Raw genomic sequence first — 20,407 nt, 5'->3', positions numbered from 1 at the left:
CCTCCCGTTGCTAGTGTGCAATGGGGAGGAGTTTTTTTATAACCTTTTTAACCGTTTAAGATTTTTCTTCAAATTAAACCTTTACACTGATTAAGGCATTTTTTTATCCTTTAGGACTTTATTTTTCGTATTATTAGATGAATGTGTCACGTTAGTAAATAGATGGGAAAATAATGATCAAAAAGGGGATTCGAAAAATGAAAAGGCGTAAAGTTGGAATTTTACTGTTCGATTATGTAGATATTTTAGATTTTGCCGGCCCTGCTGAAGTGTTGGCGCTAACAGCTAATAATAAGGCTGAACAGGCACTTACTCTTTACAAAAAGGAATTATTGCCTACGAGACCATTTGAAGTACTTACGCTTACAGAAACAGGAGAAGAAATAAAAACTCATTCTGGTATCAAAGTTAAACCAGATTTCAACATTGATGATAGTCCTGATTTGGATATATTGATTATTCCAGGCGGCCCTTTAAGGGCAGTGCAATCCATAACTAAAAACCAAAGAATAATAGATTGGATTATTAATCACAGAAGCATTGAATACATATGTTCAGTCTGTACTGGAGCCTATATTTTGGGAACAACGGGGTTGTTGGACGGAAAGAAAGCAACAACCCATCATTTAGCTTTAAAAGTGTTACAAGAAAAGTATCCTGAAGTTCGAGTGTTATCAGATCACAAAGTAGTACATGATGGCAACCTAATAACTTGCGGCGGGGTATCTTCAGGAATTAATATGGCACTTTATCTTGTTGAGCAAATTTTGGGCAAACCAGCTGCTGAGAGAACAGCTAAAACGATTGAGTTTGTACATTAGATAGTATGATTTTTTCAAAATTTCCGAGCATAATACCAGGAGGTTTTATTTTGATTAAAGGGTTATATGAGGCACATTTACCTGTTAGTAATCTTGAAAAATCAATAGAGTTTTATAAAAAAATGGATTTGGAAATTGCATACCAACAAGAAAACTTAGCATTTTTCTGGATTGAAAAAGGGAAAAGCTGGCTGGGGTTGTGGGAGACTGATAAAGTTCAAACACCTTACCATCCTTCATTAAGGCATGTGGCCTTTCGGATTGATCGAGAAGATTTGAAAAATATAAAAGGTTGGTTAGAAGAAAGAGGGATAGCGGTCTCAACCAGCTTTGGATTCCCTCCGGAGAAACAACCATTAGTGTTACCGAATAACCCACAAGCACATGCAGCACTTTACTTTAAGGACCCGGATGGGAATAGCATAGAACTAATTGCGCCTTTAAGAATTGATTTTGAAGAGGAATTTAAAATGATGACTTTAGAAGAATGGGAACGACATAACAAGACGTGAAGCACTGAAGAGTGCTTCAGTCCAGCATGAATAGGTTCCCCATTCTTTAATTAGGTTTTTGAAGTTTCTGTTCTGAAAAAAGATATAAGTCATACCTTGTATTGGCAATACTTACCCTATACCTGGATTATCTTTATTAATTCTGATAGAATGAAGGGCTATTAGGGAGGTTTTGTACTTGAAACTAAAGTTATTGGGGTTAGCGTCGGCTTTTATGCTGCTTTTGGGGGGCTGTTCGCTCCTTGAGGAAGCAAATGATATACTTTCATACGTAAATGGTGTCTCGAATTATGTAGATAAGGCGACCACTTTTGCCCAGGAGGCTCCACAAAAAGCTCAACAAGCGCTCCAGGATGAACAGGCTGTCGAAGACCTGAAAAGCGAGCTCGAGAACATGAAAAAAGAAATCCAGGCATTCGATAAGCTTGAAGTTCCAGGAATCGCCTCGGACCTTCACACTCAAATCGAGGAAAAAAACGCACAATTGCAGGACAAAATTGATCTTTATCTTCAGCACATTGAAAACGGAACCCTTGGTGAGGAAGTCCTGAAAAACGAAGAACTCGTCCAACCAATTCAGGATATCATGTCGATTTATGAGCAGATAAAGGAACTGGGGAGGTAACTCCGTTAGCATCGCTATACCGCCTACTTACAGGATTGCATCTTGGAGATCAGGCGTAATAAGGTATTTGATAGACCCTGGCCAGGGGTCTTTTTTTGTGAACATAAGTTAAAGAAGAATATCCAAGAATTATATAAGTGAAATCAATGAACCTTCATAAAAAAGTAATAATTACCCTTATGGTATAAAGCTGTTAGCATAGAAAGTAACTAAAGGTTTACTTAAAAGAGGAGGGGTTTTGTTGGAGACGGAGATAAGGTTTAGAATGGCTACTGAAAAAGATTTAGATAGTATTGTTGCAATGCTTGCTGATGATGTTTTAGGAAGTAAACGTGAACGTTATGAGCATCCACTTCCTAATAGTTACATAAAAGCATTCGAGGCTATTACATCTGACCCTAATAACGAGTTAGTAGTGGCTTATGACGGCAATGAAGTGATTGGGGTGCAACAAATTACGTTTACTCCTTACATAACACATCAGGGTGGATGGAGAGCTACTATCGAAGGAGTGAGAACATCAGCTTCTGTAAGAGGCAAAGGGGTAGGTACTGAACTTATTAAATGGGCAATTCAACGTGCAAAAGAACGTGGTTGTCATTTAGTACAACTAACAACTGATAAAAAAAGACCAGATGCATTAAGATTTTATGAACGTTTAGGTTTTAAAGCAACACATGAAGGTTTAAAGCTAAAACTTTAAATTTTTTTAAAAAATATCTGCAATTAAGTGAGATCAAATGAATTATAGATAAATCGTAAAAACAGCTGCCTTAACTGGGCGCAGCTGTTTTTGGTGTCTGAATGAAGGAGAGAGCTGGATTTTGTAATCGTACGGGATCTTCTATTGTAAATGTTGTTTGTAGAACTTTTCTTTTAAGCTAATGGCGGGAATAGTTCCTTATTGGATAATGATGGTACTATGTAATGTAATTGTGTATGTTTAAGAAATGAAATTTCGGGAGGGATTATGTGAACACTAAGATTCTTAATAGTATTACTTATATTCAAAATCAGAATAAATTCTCAGGAAGTATTCTTGTTAAAGATGATAAAGAAATTTTGACAGAAGTAAGCTATGGTTATGCTAATCGTTCTGAGCAAATTGAAAATAGCCCTTTTACGCGATATGGAATAGCGTCAGGATGCAAGCTGTTTACATCAATAGCAATTTGCCAGCTTGTAGAGGGTGGAAAATTGACTTTTGAAACAAAGTTAGAAGATTGCCTCAACTTTTCCTTCCCAAAATTTGATAAAGATATAACCATTCAGCACCTTTTAACACATACGGCTGGAATACCAGATTATTTTGACGAGGAAGTAATGGATGATTTTGAAGAGTTGTGGGTTAAGAACCCGATGTATCATATAAGAAGCTTAGAAAACTTCTTACCACTATTTCAGAATCAGCCAATGAAATCAAAAGTAGATGAAAGATTTCATTATAATAATGCTGGATATATTTTACTTGGGTTAATTGTAGAGAAAGCAAGTAAGCTTCAATTTACCGTTTTTGAAGAAAATATCTTTAAAAAAGCAGGTATGACAAACTCGGGTTATTTTGAATTTGATTCCCTTCCTAAAAATACAGCACTTGGTTATATTGATCTTCCAAATGGTACTTGGAAAACAAATATTTACTCATTGCCTGTTAAAGGTGGTTCAGATGGCGGGGCGTATGTGACCGTGAATGATATGGCAAACTTCTGGGATTCACTTATAAATAATCAATTACTTAGTGAAGAATATACCAACATGTTACTTACTCCTCATGTTCCAACGAATGAAGAAAATCACTTTTATGGTTATGGAGTATGGATTGAAAAGAATGATGATGAAATTAATAAATATCATATAATGGGTTATGACCCTGGAGTTAGTTTTCATTCCGGATATTATCCCAAGACCTCAATTAAAACTGTTATATGTTCTAATAAATCTAAAGGGGCATATGCCATTATGAAAGGAATTGAGGCTGAAATATAAATTATCATTATTAGTTTATAAAGAAATGTAAATAAAAGAGTTGTCCTAAAAACCCCAAAAGAAAGCACTGCAAAACAGAAGTGGATGGAAGTTTGCACGCGGGACATACCGGCCATAAAGGGAGAATTTTTGATGAAGTAGCAGTGCAAATTAAAGAAATGAACTTCCGTAAACTCGGGTTTGAACAAGAACAATTATCCTGATGGTTTTTTTCGTGAAACCAAGATCTTTTCTCAGCCGAGCAATTCCCTGTAAGCGAAGTGGTTGAGACTCTGCAAATGATTAAATCACAGGATGAAATGAAAAAATCAAGGGTCTCCGCTTTGGTTACCATGGCCGTGAAGTTCTAACCCCTTCAACAAAGGAATTAATTATTCTATAGATGACTCTAAAAAACGTAAAAGGACTGAAAAAGAATGACAGAACACTACCAACATCGGTTAAACACATTAAAGAAGCATTTGGAACAACAACAGGTGGAATTGGCTATTGTGAAGGATCCGAAAAATGTCTTCTATTATACAGGCTTCAATTCAGACCCACATGAGCGATTTATGGCACTGGTTATTGATCTTAAAAAGCAAAGCCATCATTTATTCGTACCCTCATTGGATTTGGAAATTGCGGAGGAGCAGTCTTTTGTAAAAGAAATCATCCCAATATCGGATGAGATGGATCCATATCAAATTTTAAAAAACACATTGGGTGAAGGGTTTCAAACGATAGGTTTGGAGACGAAAACAATCTCTTTGTATCACCATGAACAGCTGAACAAGTATTTTCCGGATTATCGCTACAAAAATATCGGGGAATTCATTTCCCGGCAACGAATGAGGAAAACACAAGAGGAATGTGAAAAGGTCCAACATGCCATCCATGTTATTGAAAAAGTGATGGGGGAAGGGATAAAAAGAGTGAAGGAAGGCATGGCTGAACAGGAGTTAACAGCTGAACTGGAATTCCTGATGAGGAAATTTGGCGCGGATGGCCCATCCTTTTCCACGATTGTCCTTTCAGGCGCGAAAGCTTCATTGCCACATGGAATGCCTGACAACAAACCAATCACTAAAGGTGATTTTTTACTAATTGATATGGGTGTGATTGTTGATGGTTATTGTTCGGATATAACCAGGACATTTGTAATTGGTGAAGAAACCGAAAAACAAAGGGAAATTTACGATATCGTCCGAAAATCAACCGAAACTGGCGTTGCTGCAGCTAAAGCAGGTATCCCCATTGGCCAAATTGATCGTGCCGCCAGGAATGTTATAAAGGAAGCCGGGTACGGACAATATTTTAATAACCGGGTAGGCCACGGCCTTGGAATCGAAGTTCATGAAGAACCTTCCGTGCACGAGAATAACGAGCTAGTGGTAGAGAGCGGACTATTATTTACCGTCGAACCGGGCATCTATATTCCTGGATTCGGTGGGGTGCGAATTGAAGAAAATGTCTATATCAATGAAGACGGAACCGCAAGATTGCTCACTACATTTCCAACAGAGTTAATGAGAATTGGCTAGGCGGTGAAAAAATAGAAGTCAACGGTACGATACCGCTGACTTCTTTTTCAGGTGAAAAGTTAGTTCAGCTAAAAAAGCACTGCAAAACAGAGTCGAAGGAAACTCTGTTCGCAGTGCCTTTTATGTTTAATAACTCAACGATACTTTTACCGGCTCGTCGCCGAATTTTACTTCAAAGTGGTTCATATTTTCGCTTAGCGGGCCATATGCAATCTGCCGGACAAGTACGTTTTCTTTGATGAGACCTTCAAACCGCTGGAGTATGTCCTGTGTCGTTTCGGTTGCCAAGAAGGCAATGCCGATATACTGTTCAACCGACAAATCCATTTTTTTGCGTGTGTCCTGGATTGCCCGGATTAAATCCCGAACCTGGCCTTCTTCGAGGAGTGCAGGGGTTAGTTTTACATCCAACAAGACCTTCAGCTGCTGATCGCCCGCAATTTCGAACCCCGCAGCAACAACGTGGTCGACTTGGACGTGTTCCTTATCCAATGTAACCGCCTGTCCGTTGGCCTCAACTTCCAGCCTGCCAGTTTCCAGCAAAACCTTCTTTTCTGAGGCGGGAATGTGCTCAACATACTCTTTGACGAAATTTACAAGTTTTCCGAACGCCGCACCCGCTGTTTTAAAATTAAGTTTTAAAACGATGGATTCATACTTGGACAAATCGTCCGTATAAACAACATCCTTCACATTCAGTTCATCTTTGATGATGCCAGTATAGCCGTCCAAAGCACGTTCTCCGTCCTTACGCCACACAATGAGCTGCTGCAAAGGCTGCTTAACCTTCAGATTGCGGGCATTGCGGATGCTGCGGCCAAGCTCGACAATTTTCAAAACAGCCTGCATATCTTCCTCAAGCTCTGGAGCAATCATTGACAGATTGGCCTTCGGATAATCCTGCAGATGCACACTCTTCTGGTGCAGCTTCAAATGGATATCCTCGGCAACATAAGGGACAAATGGAGCTAGCAGGCGGCTGAGTGTGCTCAGTGTTTCAAAAAGTGTTGAATAGGCACCAACCTTATCCTCCGAAAGTCCGCTCGCCCAAAATCTCGTTCGCGACCGCCGTACGTACCAATTGCTCAGTTCGTCAACAAAAGCCGCAATCTCACGGGCAGCTTGGGTGAATTGGAACCGGTCCATATGAGTATTAACTTCCCTGACTGTCCGATTTAACCTTGAAAGCACCCATTGATCCAATATTGTCCGCCTGCCTGTACGGTCCGGATTATAGGAGAAGCCGTCGATTTTCGCATACAGGGCAAAGAATTTATACGTATTGTCCAGTGTATCAACGAGTTTGGATTTGGCATCCTGGACAATCTTTTTCGAAAATCGCTTCGGATTCCACGGCGAACTATCGACTAGGAACGCCCAGCGCAGGGCATCCGCCCCGAATTCCTTCATAAGCTCATCCGGGTCCAGAGCGTTTCCTTTGCTTTTGGACATTTTCTGGCCTTGTTCATCAAGGACATGGCCAAGCGACAACACGTTTTTATAAGACGCTTTTCCTGTATAAAGAGTCGAAACCGCCAGGAGGCTATAGAAGAATCCTCTTGTCTGGTCGATTCCCTCGATAACAACATCCGCCGGGAACTGAGAATGAAATTTCTCCTTGTTTTCAAACGGATAATGGTACTGGGCAAACGGCATTGAACCGCTATCGAACCACACATCGATGACCTCAGGGGTCCTGTACATAGCCCCGCTGCATGTAGGGCATGTGCATTGGACATCATCAATATACGGCTTGTGAAGCTCGATATCGTCCGGCACTTCGGTTACCGCAAGTTTTTGGAGGGCGTGGATACTGCCAGGCGCTTCCTCATGCCCGCAAGTTGAACACACCCAAACATTTAAAGGAGTTCCCCAATACCGGTTCCGGCTGATGTTCCAGTCCACGAGGTTTTCAAGGAAGTTCCCGAACCGGCCCTCTTTAATGTGGTCAGGAAACCAATTGACTCCGGCATTGTTGGAGAGCATTTTTTCCTTCAACGCGGACATCTTGATAAACCAGCTGTCGGTCGCATAGTAAAGCAAGGGAGAGTCGCAGCGCCAGCAGTGCGGATAGCTATGTTCGTATTTCTCTTTATGAAAAAGCGTTCCTCGTTCGGCGAGCATTTTGATGATCTCGACATCGCAATCCTTTACAAATTTTCCAGCGAGCTCCGTGACTTCAGCTGTATAACAGCCACGCGCGTCGACGACATTGACAAAAGAGAAGCCATTTTGCTGGACGGTTTTATAGTCATCCTCGCCGTAAGCAGGGGCGATGTGGACAATCCCGGTCCCGCTGTCCTCGGTCACATACTCCGCCATCACAACCTGGTGGCCTTTCTCAACCCTTGCATAATTGAATGGCGGAACATAACGCGTCCCCTCAAATTCACGGCCACTAAGTTCACTCAGAAGCTCGTAATCCCCGAGCACCTTTTCAGCGAGCGATTTAGCAACCACATAAACCTCGCCATCCTTTTTTGCCCGGACATACGCCAAATCCGGATTCATTGCCAGCGCGACATTTGCTGGCAGCGTCCATGGCGTAGTCGTCCAGCCAAGGAAATATTCATTCTCCCGATCTTGCAGCTTGAATTTCACGGTGGCTGATAAATCCTTCACGTCTTTATAGCCCTGGGCAACCTCGTGCGAGCTTAATGAAGTCTGGCAGCTCGGACAGTAGGGCGACACCCGGTGGCCTTTGTAGAGAAGGCTGTCGCTGTGCACCTTGCCGAGGATGTTCCAAACACTTTCGATATAATCATTGCTAAGCGTTAAATATGGCTGATCCATATCGACCCAATAGCCCAACTCCTCTGTAAAAGAACGCCATTTTTTCTCGTACGTGAACACGCTCTCCTTGCATTTTTTGATAAAATCCTCAACGCCGTACTTCTCGATTTCCTGCTTTCCGGAAATGCCAAGCTGCTTTTCGACGCCAAGCTCGACAGGTAGTCCGTGTGTATCCCAACCAGCCTTTCGTTCAACGAGGAATCCCTGCATCGTCTTGTAGCGGGCGACCACGTCTTTAATTGTCCGTCCAAAAGCGTGGCCAACGTGCGGAAGCCCATTGGCTGTTGGAGGCCCTTCGTAAAAGACAAACGGAGTATAGCTTTGCCTCAGCCGAACCGATTCCTTGAAGGTATCCTTTTCCGTCCAGTAGTTCCGAATCCGTTCCTCACGCAGGACAACGGATTCCTGTTTTTCATTAGAGTTCATCGATATCGCTCCTTTTTTAAAAAAGTATTATAAAAGCACACAAAAAAACCCGTCCCAAGCAAGGGACGGGGTTAACCGCGATACCACCCTAATTCTATTGATCCGATCAATAGCACTTAGCAACGTACAATCATACGCGTTCCTTGTAACGGCGGACTCCCGTCCAGGCTTACTGCATGTTCAGCCTGGCTTCTCAGAGAGGATATTCACGTAACACTCGAACGCCGGCTTGCACCAAAGTGCCGGCTCTCTGTGGATCAAGACGAAACGCTACTTTTTTCTCATCAACGAATTTGTATGCTTTTATTGGAATTTATTGTAACAATTTAAGGTTAGACCGTCAAGATTTTAATTTAAACGGCAATTATTGAGTATAGTTTATGTTAAAATTAGTCAAATGTGATTTTCTAACGGGCAAACGAATGTTTTCGGGAAGTTTTTTTAGGGAGTCCGGTAGTAGGTTTCGGCAAAAAAACGCCGAGATTGCGTAGGTCTCAGCGCAAAGAAAATAGAATTGTGAGGTTGGTAAATCGCTTTTGATACGGTTTAGGGATTATGGCTGAACGGCTAGGCTGCTTGATTTTGGAAACAGGTTAGTACCAAATTGTGGCTCCAATTATGATTAATAAGATGAAAAGAACTATGATTAGAGCGAAACCGCCACCGTAGCCAAAGCCACCTCCATAACCATAACCGTAACCGCAGCCGCCGTAACCAAAACCACCACCATAACCGAACATGAACAACACCACCTTTAGGAAGAAGATACCATACCATATGTCACGATTCTGGGTTAGGTATAGGCATAAGCGGAGCATTCGAATTTTAAAATCATAAACCTGGGAGAACCCCTAATCCAGGTTGTTGGGCATTGCTGCGTTGTTGCATAAGTTTCATAAAAATCTACCGTTGGGAGAGAAACCGTGTGAATCAAAATATAGAAATTAGGACGGCAACGGCACAAGATGTTGGCGGACTTTATGAATTAATGAGAAAGTACATTGTCGATTTTTATAAGCAGCCTGATCCTGGTGAGGAAAAGTTAAAGGGCTTGATCACTCATTTACTTGAGGCGCCTGCGAGTGGGCTGCAGTTTGTAGCGGAGGAAAATGGAGAGTTGATTGGGTTCGCTACATTGTATTTTACATTCAGCACCCTGAAAGTAAAGCGGCAGGCAATCCTGAATGATTTATATGTAATTCCAGGGGCGAGAGGGAAAAAGGTTGGGGAAAGGCTGTTCCAAGCCAGTTTGGAGTACATCCGTGAAAACGGCTTCGCGTCCATGACATGGGAAACCGCAAAAGACAACCTGGTAGCCCAATCACTTTACGAAAAAATGGGCGGAAAGCAATCGGAGTGGCTTGTTTACGAAATTAACTAAGGCAAAAAAGATGGAGGGACCAAATTTCAAAATGGCAAAAAAACTGATCTATTATTTCTTTATCCTAATCTTTTTTGTGATCTACTTTAATATTTTTAGTTTTTTTTACAGACGTATTGGAATGTTAATTGATCCGTCTTTTCTACACGTATTGGTGATGGTGCATATTTTTGTATCAATCGTTATTATTGTCCCTGCTTCAGTTGCCACGACAAGAAAGGTTTTCGATATTATTAAAAGCACGTAAGTCTCAAACTCCCTGGAGGCAGTAATGAGGAAAGAGGATTTTTAATTCTTTTGTCCGTGTCCGATTTTCGTCCTCTTGTTCATTTGGTTTGGCGATTTACCAAAGAGATCGATTCTTCCGCTTCAGGAATGATTAGGTTCTCGTTCTCTTCTGTCGATGAACTTTTTGGGGAAATTAGGCCGCGTGTATACAACTATATGAATCCCCGTGTCAGTAAAAATATTTGACATTTCCATAGGGAGTATATTATATTTGCATTAAATAGTTGAATAGTTCTCCTAAAGGGGAGTAGCTTTTACAACAAAGTCGTCACTGCGGAATGCTGCCATTCCCGGCTTTGTTGGCAACATAACCGTTGTTAGCAAGACCTTTACCTATTGGTAGAGGTCTTTATTTGTTTAAAAAACCTTTACCACATCTGGTGAAGGTTTTTTTATTGGGTAATTTTCAGTCGGGAGGTAAGAAAATGGGAAATAGCCTGCGCTTGCTTTTGGCCGTAGTGAATGAAGTCATTAACTAAAACTGTTTGGTAAATGACGAAGTAAGAAAGTAGACGATCTCAATCAACATCACAACAACAAGTGAAAGGGGAAATAGCGTGATGAAAAAAGTAAAATTATCTTTTTCCGAACTGATAAAGAAAAACAAAGAAGAGCTTCTGAAAGATAAGGCACAAATAGAAAAAATTGAAAAGCGTATTGATGATAAATACGTTAAGTCCAACTCATCAAGATTCTAAAGGAGGAATAAGTCTAAATGGAACTTTCGATTTTATTAGAGTACGGCTGGGTGCTATTGCTTTTAATTGCACTAGAGGGACTATTAGCCGCTGATAATGCACTTGTTTTGGCTATTATGGTCAAGCATCTTCCAGAAGAGGAAAGAAGGAAGGCACTGTTTTATGGACTTGGAGGTGCATTTGTTTTCCGTTTTGCGTCACTATTTGCGATTTCCTTCCTTGTCGGTGTATGGCAGGTCCAAGCGATAGGTGCCCTGTATCTGTTGTTTATTGCGATCAATCATATTGTTAGAAAATTTGTTGTAAATAAAAGCAAAGATATGAATGAAGGAGTGGAGAAAAAGAAACAATCAGGGTTTTGGGGCACTGTTTTAAAAATAGAATTGGCCGATATCGCGTTTGCAGTTGACTCTATTCTTGCAGCAGTTGCACTTGCAGTTACACTTCCAAATACTAAACTTCCCCAAATCGGCGGACTAGATGGAGGGAAATTCCTCGTTATTTTTGCTGGAGGAATTATAGGTTTAATTATAATGCGCTTCGCTGCTAATTTCTTTGTAAAATTGCTTAATACGAAACCAGGCTTGGAAATTGCCGCTTTTCTCATTGTCGGTTGGGTTGGGGTAAAGTTGTCTATTTTAACATTATCACACCCAGAGGTGGCAGTATTGCCTGAAGGATTTGCTCATTCACCTGAATGGAAGATAACATTTTATGTTGTACTCGTTCTAATAGCATTAAGTGGATGGTTCCTTTCAAAGGATAAAAAAGAAATACATTCCGGAGAACAATTGCATGGAGATGTTTAAATCTCTAAGTTTTATAAGTCCGGGTTATATAAATGAGCATCTGAACAATCTGGAACAAATTGAACAGTGCCGGAGGAAATATATAAAAGCTTAAACGAATGAGGAGGGCATTCCTTGTTACTGAGGAAATTAATGTCACGTTTAGGGATAGGTTCAGCACAAATCGATCTTATCTTGCCTAAGAAAACTTATAAACCTGGTGAAAGGGTTCAAGGGTATTTCTTAATCAAAGGCGGTACTGTTGAACAAAAACTAAAACGAATCGAATGTGATTTAGTTATGATTGATCGCTCTAAGGGTAAAAAAAAAATTATAGATTCAGGCACCGTCTTGTCGTCCAGGGTTATTTTTTCAGAAGAATTGAATAAAATATCCTTTACTTTTAATCTTCCAACATCTATCCAGGTTTCTACAGAAGATATATCGTACTATTTTAAAACAAAGCTCATTTTTAACGAAGGTGTGGAGAGCAGAGACCAGGATATTATTCAAATTTTCTACTAAATCGTTCGTAAATGTACATTGATTGGACGCTATGTGGATAACCGATATTCTTTCACGAGACTTTAGACAAGTAAAGCAGGGTACACTAAGTTGGACGTAGTAATTTTTATATTTTGTCCTTTAAATTATGCCAGGCTAAACAAAACAACAAGATCTAAAAAAGATGAAAAGAGGTAAAAAATGTTTAAAAAAATAATGAGGCAGATCAAACAACTCACCCGAGGCAGCAGCGAGCGAAGACATGGTCATTATTACGGGGGCAGCAGTAGCAGCAGCCGAAAGTACAAACGTTCTCCAATGAGTGGAAGTAACCGCTACAAACGGAAGGGCCGGAGCAGTAGCTAATCTTCCCCTTTTATGGTTTATGTGATTTTTGTATAGCTTTAAGTGCAGAATGAATATCTGCAGAAATCTCACTAATATTCGAATAAGGTTCGCTAATTCCTAAAAGCCGTTTCAGCAAATGTACAGTTTCCTTTTCTAATGAAAGTTCTTCCGTCCAAGGAAGAGCTTTCTTATTTTTTGAAGAGTAGGTTGTATAAAGCAGATATAAAAGTATTTCTCCTAAATCATAGTAGTCCTGTTGTTTCAATTCTAAGATACCTTCTTGTTTTTTCGGTAAAGAATTAATTGGCGATTGAACAGAAGAAACCGAGACTCTCTGCTTAGACAACCCAAAATCGATTAAAAAGGGCTCGTTATTTTTTAGTAAAATATCTGGAATACGTAAATCTTGATGGTAGATGTCTTTCTTATGCAGATAATCGACTAATTCGAGCAGCTGACTGAGAATTAGTAGTGACTCTTTCTCGTTAAAAGTTTCCTCACTTAAGAAAACTAGGTCTTCCAAATTGTCACCTTCAATGAAATTCATTACATAAAATAAACAGTCATTATCTGAAAAAGCTTCATATAGGATTGGCATATTTTGATGATTCAGTGTATGCAACAAAAGGGTTTCACTTTTAAACAGCTCAACCTCTTTTTTGTTGCGGCGTTTACTTGGACGAAGCTGTTTGACCACTCTAGTCTCTTGTGTCTTCATGTCTTTGCAGAGATAAACAATGCCGTAACTTCCTGCCCCAATAGCGCTCAAAACCTTGTAGCGGCCGTTTAATATCGTCCCTTCTTTAATAGGTTTATCAATAAAAAACTGGAAAATTTTTCGGATTAAACGCAAGATTGAAACTTCCCTCACCTCTTCTTTAAAAAGACCGTATCAATCGTATCAGCCGATATCTAGGTAGCTTATTCAAGTTTTATAACTGTCATTCCTCGAGAAACTTGGAGTTAGCCTGAATTGATTTTAGCTGATTTAACCCCGTTTCTCCAGCAAGGCATTCATTATGTCAGTATCTGGGAAAGGGAAAGATAGTAGCCAGCCAAATAGAGAAGGATTAATCATCTAGACAAAGAAAGTATTAATAGCAAACATTTAACCAATTATATTACATAGTAGGAAAAGGAGCTGAATTCCTAATGGCTGGTTTTACTAGAGTTAAAGATATCTTGGAAAATTATCAATCTTCGGTTTATGAAAAAGATGTTGAAAAATTCTTATCTGCATACTCTGCTGACATCCATATGTATGATTGTTGGGACAACTGGGAGGTTAAGGGGGTTACCGGATTAAGGGACATGGTGACAGGGTGGTTTACTGGTTTAAGTGAGGAGGGTGTTTATCTTAAAGTAACGTTTACAGATTTAGTAGTGGAAGAAAACTCGGATCTGGCATTTGTCCATTGTGCTGTTACATTTGCGGCTCATAACGAAGAATTTGGAGACAAACTCCGTGAGATAACAAACCGTTTCACCTATTGTTTGAAAAGAGAAAATGATGCCTGGGCCATTACTCATGAACATTCATCACTGCCGATCAATGGTGAAACTGGGACAGGGGTTTTTAACTTGAGGTAACACTTTGGAAGTACAACATTCGCACGATAGATTATAGCTGCCAATTCTCCAAAAAAATGAGTGGCAATCGGATATTTCGAAAGCCACTCCATTCATTTTCTTAGATATGATACGCGGCGCAAATCAGCCCGAAATAAGTGGGCACTTCATAAGAAAGGAATTCGACCTTTCTCTCCTCAAAAGGAATGGCCCCCGCGAGAATCAGCGTTTGCCAGATTCCGTCCGGCTTTGCTGCTTCGATATAGTCCTCTTGAAATTCAGCCATTTTCTCCAAATTATTCGCTTTGATCAGTTCAACCGTTTCTTCGTCAAACTGCCGTGCTGCAGGGTCAAAGCCATACGGTCCATTGGCGTCATGGGCATGTGCCCAATCGCAGCTCGCAATCAGACCGACCCGTTTCCCGGATTGTGTGACAGCTTTCTGCATTGATTTTCCAAAATCGATATGTTCCTCGAACGACATCTCCCTTGACGGCGTAATTACAACAACCGGAACATCCGGCATAAAGCGGAGCGGAACCATCGCACCCCAGTCGAGCGGGAGGCAGGAAATCGGGCCTGCCGACGTCCCATAATTGATTGTCGAAGCCGGCACGCCGTCAGCCGCCGCCTGTTCGTTGATCATTCTCGCGAGCTCCCGGTCAACCTTTTTCTCCATTGAAAAGCTTTCTTCATTTTCTTCTAAAAATCCTTCCATCCTTTCCGAATCCGCTATCGAAAACCGTCCGTTGATCCTCGTCCCATGCGGCGTCAAGACGATTATGCTGTCTGGGCGGGCGCTGCTCATCCATTCTCCGAGCTTCACCATATTTTCTCTCGTTTTAGCCATCCGTTCAGGGTTGGCGCCTTGCAATTCAGGAATAATTTCGCCTCCGTGCGGAGTGATACACGCAAATACAAATGGATTCATGCCAACAACCACCTTAAAGAGTATGATTTACTAATTTGCTTAGGGTAGGGCAGAATCCTTCTTTTAAAAAAGAATCAAGTAGTAAGGCTTAAAGAGGGGAATTTTGGAAAAGTGGCGAATAGGTATGGAAGGAACAAGGACTGGCTAGAGGCAATTTTACTAGAGATTGCACGACTATAAAATTTCTAGGAGGAAACGTATGTTCATCGTAAATGTGGAAGGCGCAATCAATAAGAATGGCAAATGGCTGCTAGTTAAGCGCAGTGAAAAAGAGGAGCATGCAGGGGGTTTGCTTTCCCTGATCGGCGGCAAGGTGGAGAAGGAAGGAGCTTCAATTGATATTTTAGAGAGAACACTTCACAGGGAAATCGGTGAAGAAGTGGGCATTGAAGTCGCCAATCTGCGATACGTTACGAGTTCTTCTTTTGTAACGGATAGCGGACTGAATGTCGTTAACGTAGTTTTCGTTTGCGACTATAAATCCGGCGAGGCAATTGCAAAGTGTCCGGATGAAGTGGATGAGGTTGTGTGGATGTCGACACAGGAAATCGTTGGCCATCCCGCTATACCGGTCTATTTGAAGGACTATATTAATCTTGCGGATAAACTGGTTGGGGGAAATCCTGCTGCGGTTTTGTAAGAGAGGGTGATTCAGATGGACAAGGCAAACGGGTAATCCCTGTTACTCATCCTGACTGAAGTGTCATCGAATCCGAAATTTGGGCATACAAAGTCACACATCCTGATTTGAGTGACTTCCTATCCGGAAATTGCTCAAACAAAGTCACACATCCAGGTTTGAGTGACTTCCTATTCAGAATAAGCACAAACAAAGTCACACATCCAGATTTGAGTGACTTCCTATCCGGAAATTGCTCAAACAAAGTCACACATCCAGGTTTGAGTGACTTCCTATTCGGAATATACTCAAACAAAGTCACACATCCTGATTTAATTGACTTCTTATCGGGAATTTGCTCAAACAAAGTCACATATCCTGATTTAATTGACTTCCTATCGGGAATTTGCTCGAACAAAGTCACACATCCTGATTTGAGTGACTTCCTATCCGGAAATTGCTCAAACAAAGTCACACATCCAGGTTTGAGTGACTTCCTATTCGGAATATACTCAAACAAAGTCACACATCCTGATTTAATTGACTTCTTATCGGGAATTTGCTCAAACAAAGTCACATATCCTGATTTAATTGACTTCCTATCGGGAATTTGCTCGAACAAAGTCACACATCCTGATTTGAGTGACTTCCTATCCGGAAATTGCTCAAACAAAGTCACACATCCAGGTTTGAGTGACTTCCTTTTCAGAATTAGCCCAAACAAAGTCACACATCCCGATTTGAGTGACTTCGTTTTCAGAATTTGCTCAAACAAAGTCACACATCCGGATTTGAGTGACTTCCTTTTCAGAATTTGCTTCAATCAAGTCACACATCCCGATTTGAGTGACTTCGTTTTCAGAATTTGCTCAAACAACGTCACACATCCGGATTTGAGTGACTTCCTTTTCAGAATTTGCTTCAATCAAGTCACACATCCCGATTTGAGTGACTTCGTTTTCAGAATTTGCTCAAACAACGTCACACATCCGGATTTGAGTGACTTCCTTTTCAGAATTTGCTTCAATCAAGTCACACATCCCGATTTGAGTGACTTCGTTTTCAGAATTTGCGCAAACAAAGTCACACATCCGGATTTGAGTGACTTCCTTTTCAGAATTTGCTTCAAACAAGTCACACATCCCGATTTGAGTGACTTCCAATCCGGAATTTGCTCAAACAAAGTCACACATCCGGATTTGAGTGACTTCCTTTTCAGGATTTGCCCAAACAAAGTCACACATCCTGACTTGAGTGACTTCCAATCCGGAAATTGCTAAAACAAAGTCACTCATCCGTGGGTTATGGGATAACCAGGGGGATTAAAATGCCTAGGGAGGTTTATCAGGTGATTATGACGGGTCAAAATGCCAGCTTCAGCAAATGCCTAGCAAAAATGAACAAATTCCTTATCCCCCTAATCTTATTTTTGGGGATTAAAGGGACAATCTTTCATACTGGCTCATTTATAGACTTGGTTATTGCATTATTTTTATTGGCTGTTTTATGTAGTTCAAACGGAATTATAGGAATTCTAAGTAAAACCAACAAACAAGAAATAATCGGAGAATTCTTTGTAGCGGTGGTTCTGGTAATGACCTGTGCTTACTTTGTGCTCATCTATTTGTCAAACCCCCTGGTGGAGTAGACTTTTAACGGGAGGAAAATATGTCTACGTACTATTACTTTAAATGCAATAAGTGTAAGCGAATTGGCGGATTTTATTCTCGTCAGGCAGGGGGCTGGGGGAACTTTGATATTATCGATTCCTTTAAGTTTTTAGCCCTGCATACCGATATGTGCGGCCCGAAATTTATCAGGGTGATATCGGAACACGAAGAAGATTATGAAATGGATACGAACGCGGAGAAAATGGATTTTTACCGCAGCCAAAGTATCAACTATTTTCCAGGCTCGAATGATTGGGAGTTTATGAAGAAAAATTCTCGTAAAAACTTTGATACTATCCATGCATTATGGATTAAAGAGGAAATAAAGAATCTTTTCCCCGATAATGAAGTCATAATTAAAGGATACATAAATGTTTGTGATTTCAAAGTAACTCGAAGCGAGCAATATTTTTATAAAGCAAGTATCAAATCTGAGGACGGCAGGGAGTTTACCTTTACAAATAGAGGTAAAGAATTGCCTGATGAGTATACAAAGTACATCATTCACGGTGAAGTCATTCCAAAAAATCGACTCCGCCTTATTCGTAAACACATTGGTAAAATTAAAGGGGAGTATGTGTCTGTTTTTGATATGAAAGTAATTAGGGGTTAAAGCGTTTTTGAATATACCCAAGGGGTCATTTGTTCATGTTTAGGGATGGAGGAGAACTGTTTGAAACTCGGTAACGCTAACCAAATTTCTTCTTTATGGGGAATTCAGGTTCAAGAATGTAAAGCTTTATCGGAAAGAGCAACACTAATAATAACTAGCGCCGAACAGAAGTTCATTTTGAAAAAGAAGGGTAGCACCCAGGAAATTCAGAGGGAAATAAAACTGCTAGAACATCTGAAAGATAATAAGTTCATCGCTCCATATCCAATTACCACAAGTTATGGAGAAGTTTATGCCTCCTGGCAAGAGCATAACTATTGCTTATATCCTTTCTTGGAAGGTAAGTCCTTTAAGATAAAAGAAGCTTTGGAAAATCCAGAAGTTCCCCGCCTTCTAGGTGAAACGATTGCTCATACGAACAAATTAATGAGCAACTTTGATAGGGTTGAAGATTATCCTGATAAAAACTTATATAAAATGGTTTACGGTTATGCGGTCAAAGAAATCGTTAAGGCCCAGGAATCCAGGGACCTTAAGATGCTTTTTAAAGAATTAGAAAATGGCCTAAAAGAGCATGTTGGAGAGCTGCCAAGGCAGCTCATTCATCGCGATGCACACATACATAATATATTATTTTTCGACAATAAACTTAGTGGGGTAATAGATTTCGAAATAGCTGAGGTTAATGTCAGGATTTTCGATATTTGTTATTGCTGTACGAGCATCTTAAGCGAAGTTTTCCATAATGAATCTCTAAGGGAAAAATGGATGCTTTTTGTTGGGGAAATTGTAGCAGCATATAACCGGGTAAATCCTATATCGATGATTGAGCTTAAATCTATCTGGTATGTAATGCTTAGCATACAAACAATATTTATGGCTTATTTTATAAAAGATCCAAGTGTATATGAATTAAACAAAGCTATGTTTAAGTGGATTTATGGCCACAAGGATAGGATAGACACAAAGGTGTTATTTTCTTTTTGAAAAATCTCCAAAATTCATCACAGTAGTATATTTTTTGGTCAGGAAACCCAACTTTCATTTTCATTTATTTTTTCATAATTGACGTCAATATTAACCTAGTTTTAACTGGATGGGTATTGTTGATGATACAAAAACTCTCAAGATTCTATTCTGGGTTGAACAATCTCCTTAGAGAAAAAAACCGGAGAACCAGTTTGATAGGACAAGCTTTTCAAATAACAATTTGAGCGTGTAAATTTTTTTAAGGTAAAAAGAAATCCTCCCCTGTTCAACAGGGGAGGTTTGATTAAAAATTCCCGAAAAGTGGCCTTCTTGGCCCAAGGTGTCTCCTTCGGTTTTCGGGCTCTTTTTTTTGATCTTTATGCATTAATTCCTCCAATTTTTTAATGGCGAAGGAAAATTCTTCGTTGGTCATTTCTTTTCTGGCTAATGAGGAACAGAGCAAGGCATATGCAATTGCCTTTGTATCAATTTGGATGTTTACATTCACGTCTACATTGGAGTTTCCGCTATGCCCGATTTTTGAACTGTTTTCATTCTTATCCTGGGATTTCGTGATGATCTTTTGGATTTGGTCTTCGGAAACCTCGACATTTTGCCTTTCCGAAATCTCCACATTTTGCCTTTCCCTTGACTCTGACATACGTTTCCCCTCACATTCCCAGAACCTTAGAAATCAAAAGATTCCCTTTGATCCTGTTCTTGTTCTTGGTCTTGTTCGGTTACGGCACTAGAACGTACCCTTGCCGCGGAATCGGCATCTACGTTGATGTCCAGGCAAATTTTCGCGTTGCCGCTTTTCCTTATTCTTGCGATGTTTTTGTTTCGGTCGAAATTCGTTACGTCGTTTTCATTTTCTACATCTATTTCATTTTCGAACTCATTTTCGACATCGACGTCAACATCAACTCTTTCCCTGACGTTATTATTTCTATTTCCAGATGAGAAATTACGACTGCGACTTTCTGACTCATCATGAAAATTCCTAAATGAAGAACTTTCCTCAACCCTTGAATGTCTGTCCCTGCTCCTCCTGTCTAACCCGGGAAACCAGCCTTCCATAGATATTCCTCCTTTTTCACTGTATCTTGGCCCCATTGATGGATACCATACTTCTCCCATAGAAAAAAACCTCCTTTGCATGTTTATTACCAATGTATTCCGTATATGGGAAAGAGTATGGACAGCTGCATCAGAAAAGGGGATTTTTTTTATTATATTCAGGATTTTTATTTTTGTTTTTTCCATGTTTGTACTAGGATAAATGTCCATATCTTTTCGGGATCGATGAATAGACTGTAATTACAAACGATAAGGAGGGAATT

At 40.3% G+C, this 20,407-nt stretch carries 22 protein-coding genes and 1 other annotated feature; of the genes, 16 read left to right on the top strand and 6 right to left on the bottom strand.

The genetic code is table 11. The annotated features are described in order from the left end of the window. Positions 1 to 197: 197 nt before the first annotated feature. From RB160_RS06620 to RB160_RS06595, 6 genes are all read left to right on the top strand, one after another. Positions 198 to 821, top strand: a complete 624-nt coding sequence (locus RB160_RS06620) for a DJ-1/PfpI family protein (RefSeq protein WP_316569439.1) — start codon at positions 198 to 200, stop codon at positions 819 to 821. A 50-nt stretch (positions 822 to 871) separates the two neighbouring features. Continuing rightward, positions 872 to 1,333 (top strand): VOC family protein, encoded by a 462-nt coding sequence (locus RB160_RS06615; protein WP_316569438.1) that lies wholly within the window; start codon positions 872 to 874, stop codon positions 1,331 to 1,333. Between the two features lie 178 nt (positions 1,334 to 1,511). Then, complete coding sequence (locus RB160_RS06610; protein WP_316569437.1) at positions 1,512 to 1,958, top strand: DUF6376 family protein; 447 nt, start codon at positions 1,512 to 1,514, stop codon at positions 1,956 to 1,958. A 241-nt stretch (positions 1,959 to 2,199) separates the two neighbouring features. After that, positions 2,200 to 2,661 carry a GNAT family N-acetyltransferase gene (locus RB160_RS06605; protein WP_316569436.1) on the top strand — a complete coding sequence of 154 codons (462 nt, stop codon included), beginning with the start codon at positions 2,200 to 2,202 and terminating at the stop codon, positions 2,659 to 2,661. Positions 2,662 to 2,930: 269 nt separating this feature from the next. Next, positions 2,931 to 3,944, top strand: coding sequence for a serine hydrolase domain-containing protein (locus tag RB160_RS06600; RefSeq protein ID WP_316569435.1), 1,014 nt, complete (start codon positions 2,931 to 2,933; stop codon positions 3,942 to 3,944). Positions 3,945 to 4,360: 416 nt separating this feature from the next. Further along, entirely contained in the window at positions 4,361 to 5,467 is a 1,107-nt protein-coding gene (locus RB160_RS06595) for a M24 family metallopeptidase (RefSeq protein WP_316569434.1), read from the top strand. A gap of 126 nt (positions 5,468 to 5,593) precedes the next feature. Here RB160_RS06595 and ileS read toward each other — a convergent pair whose 3' ends face one another. Together ileS and yjcZ are read right to left on the bottom strand one after the other, a co-directional pair. After that, on the bottom strand, positions 5,594 to 8,686 hold the full coding sequence (ileS, locus tag RB160_RS06590) for an isoleucine--tRNA ligase (RefSeq protein ID WP_316569433.1): 3,093 nt from the start codon (positions 8,684 to 8,686) through the stop codon (positions 5,594 to 5,596). Between the two features lie 58 nt (positions 8,687 to 8,744). Continuing rightward, positions 8,745 to 8,983: a binding site (T-box leader), on the bottom strand. A gap of 296 nt (positions 8,984 to 9,279) precedes the next feature. Then, positions 9,280 to 9,426, bottom strand: a complete 147-nt coding sequence (gene yjcZ / locus RB160_RS06585; RefSeq protein WP_316569432.1) for a sporulation protein YjcZ — start codon at positions 9,424 to 9,426, stop codon at positions 9,280 to 9,282. Positions 9,427 to 9,611: 185 nt separating this feature from the next. On the opposite strand from yjcZ, the gene RB160_RS06580 reads away from it, so the two are divergent. The 4 genes from RB160_RS06580 (at position 9,612) to RB160_RS06565 (ending at position 12,366) form a co-directional block, all read left to right on the top strand. Continuing rightward, positions 9,612 to 10,067 (top strand): GNAT family N-acetyltransferase, encoded by a 456-nt coding sequence (locus tag RB160_RS06580; protein WP_316569431.1) that lies wholly within the window; start codon positions 9,612 to 9,614, stop codon positions 10,065 to 10,067. A gap of 848 nt (positions 10,068 to 10,915) precedes the next feature. Beyond that, positions 10,916 to 11,053: an FbpB family small basic protein gene (locus RB160_RS06575; RefSeq protein ID WP_316569430.1), complete on the top strand. Its 138-nt coding sequence runs from the start codon at positions 10,916 to 10,918 to the stop codon at positions 11,051 to 11,053. Between the two features lie 17 nt (positions 11,054 to 11,070). Further along, entirely contained in the window at positions 11,071 to 11,862 is a 792-nt protein-coding gene (locus tag RB160_RS06570) for a TerC family protein (RefSeq protein ID WP_316569429.1), read from the top strand. A gap of 114 nt (positions 11,863 to 11,976) precedes the next feature. Beyond that, the gene (locus RB160_RS06565) at positions 11,977 to 12,366 is read left to right on the top strand and encodes a sporulation protein (RefSeq protein WP_316569428.1); all 390 of its coding nucleotides are present in this window, start codon (positions 11,977 to 11,979) and stop codon (positions 12,364 to 12,366) included. A 355-nt stretch (positions 12,367 to 12,721) separates the two neighbouring features. Here RB160_RS06565 and RB160_RS06560 read toward each other — a convergent pair whose 3' ends face one another. Continuing rightward, positions 12,722 to 13,546 carry a serine/threonine protein kinase gene (locus RB160_RS06560; protein ID WP_316569427.1) on the bottom strand — a complete coding sequence of 275 codons (825 nt, stop codon included), beginning with the start codon at positions 13,544 to 13,546 and terminating at the stop codon, positions 12,722 to 12,724. A 299-nt stretch (positions 13,547 to 13,845) separates the two neighbouring features. Between RB160_RS06560 and RB160_RS06555 the strand changes: the two genes are divergently transcribed. Continuing rightward, on the top strand, positions 13,846 to 14,283 hold the full coding sequence (locus RB160_RS06555) for a YybH family protein (protein WP_316569426.1): 438 nt from the start codon (positions 13,846 to 13,848) through the stop codon (positions 14,281 to 14,283). Positions 14,284 to 14,383: 100 nt separating this feature from the next. Here RB160_RS06555 and RB160_RS06550 read toward each other — a convergent pair whose 3' ends face one another. Beyond that, positions 14,384 to 15,193, bottom strand: coding sequence for a DODA-type extradiol aromatic ring-opening family dioxygenase (locus RB160_RS06550; RefSeq protein WP_316569425.1), 810 nt, complete (start codon positions 15,191 to 15,193; stop codon positions 14,384 to 14,386). 199 nt (positions 15,194 to 15,392) lie between these two features. On the opposite strand from RB160_RS06550, the gene RB160_RS06545 reads away from it, so the two are divergent. The 5 genes from RB160_RS06545 (at position 15,393) to RB160_RS06525 (ending at position 19,082) form a co-directional block, all read left to right on the top strand. Continuing rightward, positions 15,393 to 15,833, top strand: coding sequence for an NUDIX hydrolase (locus RB160_RS06545; RefSeq protein WP_316569424.1), 441 nt, complete (start codon positions 15,393 to 15,395; stop codon positions 15,831 to 15,833). Between the two features lie 107 nt (positions 15,834 to 15,940). Further along, positions 15,941 to 17,092 carry a hypothetical protein gene (locus RB160_RS06540; RefSeq protein ID WP_316569423.1) on the top strand — a complete coding sequence of 384 codons (1,152 nt, stop codon included), beginning with the start codon at positions 15,941 to 15,943 and terminating at the stop codon, positions 17,090 to 17,092. A 47-nt stretch (positions 17,093 to 17,139) separates the two neighbouring features. Continuing rightward, on the top strand, positions 17,140 to 17,460 hold the full coding sequence (locus RB160_RS06535; RefSeq protein ID WP_316569422.1) for a hypothetical protein: 321 nt from the start codon (positions 17,140 to 17,142) through the stop codon (positions 17,458 to 17,460). A 20-nt stretch (positions 17,461 to 17,480) separates the two neighbouring features. After that, complete coding sequence (locus RB160_RS06530) at positions 17,481 to 18,095, top strand: hypothetical protein (RefSeq protein ID WP_316569421.1); 615 nt, start codon at positions 17,481 to 17,483, stop codon at positions 18,093 to 18,095. A 60-nt stretch (positions 18,096 to 18,155) separates the two neighbouring features. After that, positions 18,156 to 19,082 carry a phosphotransferase enzyme family protein gene (locus tag RB160_RS06525; RefSeq protein ID WP_316569420.1) on the top strand — a complete coding sequence of 309 codons (927 nt, stop codon included), beginning with the start codon at positions 18,156 to 18,158 and terminating at the stop codon, positions 19,080 to 19,082. 286 nt (positions 19,083 to 19,368) lie between these two features. Here the strand turns inward: RB160_RS06525 and RB160_RS06520 are convergent, their stop codons facing one another. After that, positions 19,369 to 19,725, bottom strand: a complete 357-nt coding sequence (locus tag RB160_RS06520; RefSeq protein ID WP_316569419.1) for a hypothetical protein — start codon at positions 19,723 to 19,725, stop codon at positions 19,369 to 19,371. Positions 19,726 to 19,751: 26 nt separating this feature from the next. Then, the gene (locus tag RB160_RS06515) at positions 19,752 to 20,204 is read right to left on the bottom strand and encodes a hypothetical protein (RefSeq protein ID WP_316569418.1); all 453 of its coding nucleotides are present in this window, start codon (positions 20,202 to 20,204) and stop codon (positions 19,752 to 19,754) included. Positions 20,205 to 20,407: the final 203 nt, after the last annotated feature.

The organism is Neobacillus sp. YIM B06451 (assembly GCF_032667185.1).
Lineage (GTDB): Bacteria > Bacillota > Bacilli > Bacillales > Cytobacillaceae > Bacillus_D.
Note: the sequence above shows the minus strand (reverse complement) of the source record. Positions and strands in the feature narration are given on the sequence as shown.